Below are 2856 nucleotides of genomic sequence, written 5' to 3' on the forward strand. Positions count from 1 at the left end.
CTTGCCTGTTCGGCCACATCGGGATGGCGAGGGTCAACAATGGCCGCCGTGTTGGCGCCAGACGGGGTGATTTCTGGTCCTAGATAACCGCCATGGTTTAAGCGCAGCCGCCACTGCTGGTTGCGTACATACACCCCGTCAGGCAGGCCATCGCCGTTGATGTCTTCCAATCGATAATAGCGCTCTGCGCTCTCTTTTAAGCCGCCAATATACAAGTCCTCGGGCAAGCCTGTGCGCGATGCCGGCTGTGCCACATATTGGACACCATTGGCGGTGATCTTTCCTTCGTACAGATGGACATCAATATGTCCTCGTCGCTTGGTGACCGCAAAAAGGTCAATCACACCGTCGCCATTGAAATCCACCAGTTGCCGAACCGCTGACTCAAAAGGCCCCCAGACATCGGCCTGGCCAAGAATGGCGCCAACTATCTCCACCCAATCAGCGGCATAACGATAATCGCGTTCAAAACTAAAAATCGTCTGCGGTGGTGCATACACATGGGTATCTTTGGTCTCCGGTGTGGCCAAATACAACTCAACGTCAAACTGGTACACCTTATCCGATGAACTGCCTATTTGTCGCTCAAGCAAAATATCGTTGCGCCCGTCGCGATTGAAATCGGCCACTTGAATATTGCTCACCGCGCCTTTGATGTTTGTTTTGGTCAAAATAAGTTTTTGACTCTCCGGCGACCACTTGGCGATGGTGACATAATCTGTTGTTGGATCACGGAAAACGATTTCAGAACGGCCATCAAAATCGATGTCATTCATGCCGGACGTCATCACACTCGCGCCAGCGCCCGGCGGTAACTCGACATTATCCGCCAACCGTTTGCCGTCTCGCCCAAGCAATGTGGCGGCATCAGTTTCATTCACCAACACATCACGTGTGCCATCGCCATCAAAATCACCCCGTGGCTGAATGGTGGTCGGATGCACCGCATCGCCCCCTTCGTCGTGCAAAACGACACCTTCAGGCAAGTAGCGTTGTGGCGATGCGTAGGTGGGGGAAGCATCAGACCACTCCAGCGCCGTCGAAGGACGACAGTCATACCCGGCACCATTCCATGCACAATGGGTGATTGCCCGAAGCAAGCTACGGCCAGAAGATTGGCTTAACGCGCCATACTGTAGTCGATACTCATACACCGGCGAATCATTTAACAATGTCCGAATGGCCAGAAGGCGTTTGGTCTGTTTAAACTGTCCGCCATTTTGATAAAGCTCAGAGTAGTCGGTTTGTCCGTTCGCATCTTTGCGATCTTCATAGACAAACACCACTGATTTGTTGGGCGCGAGCGTGTTTGAGCCCGTATAATCAATGCGCACGATGCGATGTTCGCCGGTTGATAAATCGGCATATTGATAACGTACAAAGTTACCGGCCCGGTCTTCAACGCGTGCTACGCCCCAAGAATGGGGGATAGACAGCCCACCACCGACAAATCGGCTGTCTTCGGTTGTACCGTAATATTCGATGGTGCCAGATTTATACTCAACTTTGAATGCCACATCCGGAGCGCCAAGGCTGGCATTCAACTGTGTCACCCGAACATAGGACTCAAGCTCTGTGCGATAGGTTGCCCCAGGTTGGCCATACACACCAGACACCAGCATGAGCCGTTGACCGTTTAAGCACAATCGGTCATGTTCATCCAACTGGACACCACGATAGATGCCATCTTGCGTCCAGGTTTGGGGACAGCGACTGATGGTGCCAAGCCCCGACAGTGAAAAGCCCATGCCAGCTATCCCGTTACCGCTTTGGCTTGAATAAACTAACGCTAATGAGGGTGCCATGCCCGCCACCCCAGGTGGGACGGAAATCGGTATCGAAACGCTTGCCTGGCCACCGCCAACGCCGGCCGACAATGGCAGCTCACCAACGGTCGAATCATGAGTGACCCAGACTGGTTCATGGTATGGTGCGTTTGGCACTTGCGCCAAGTCGCCTTTACGGGCCCAGCGCTCGACCGTATACGCCAGAATCGCCTGCTGGTTTTCGACCCAGTTCGAGCAGCCACTGGCATTACACGCTCTTACGCGATAACGATATCGGCCATTCGCCCCCGTGCGCTCATAGCTTGTGCCAGCGCCTCGATATACGATTTGTGATTTATCTTCCGTCACTTCTTGCAGCTCGTAAGCCACTTCATTGCCCGTGGCTGATGACCACCGGATGACAAAACGGCCGTTGTCTGTTTGGTCAGGATAAGTGGGCAGCCCTGGCGCACTCGGCACATGCAACACTTTTACCGAGAGACTTGATGTCCAAGGGCTGCAGCGGTCAATGTCATTACACGCACGGATGCGATAGCGGTAGGTGCCATCGCCTAGACCGGTGAACTGCGGATGGGTATCGGTCAAGGATGTCACCGTGCCATCGAAGTCGAGCTCAAAATGATCGGCGTAGGCAGGCTTTGACCAACGAATGTCAAAAGTGCCGTCGGCATCTATGCTCGGCCCACTCAAGGTTGGTGCCGCCGGGATATGACGCACTTTCAAGACATCGGTCGTCCCATATTGACTACATGCCCAGTCAAACTCATTACAGGCCTTGACCCGGAAACGATAGTCGCCGTCGGGTAATTGTGTCACTCGGTGGCTTGAGGTGTTGACTGTGCCAATCACCTGCCAGCTTGACGATTGGTATTGCTCCACCTGATAACGCGTCGCTTGCGCATCAGACGCCCAGCGGACAGTGGCGACGCCTGTCGTACTGACAGACTCTACGGTCGGCGCAGGTGTGCGCGGGATATGACGCACCTTTGTCACAGTACCTGCCGCACTCCACGGACCACAGGCCCAATCTTTTTGGTTACACGCCCGAACTCGGTACTGATAATCACCA

At 54.1% G+C, this 2856-nt stretch carries 1 protein-coding gene; it reads right to left on the minus strand.

Annotated features, from left to right (window positions below; genetic code table 11):
* The coding region (locus D6694_09065) for a hypothetical protein (protein ID RMH41315.1) at window positions 1–2856 on the minus strand (2856 nt) is incomplete at both ends.

The sequence above is a fragment of the Gammaproteobacteria bacterium genome (assembly GCA_003696665.1).
In the GTDB taxonomy this organism is placed as follows: Bacteria; Pseudomonadota; Gammaproteobacteria; order Enterobacterales.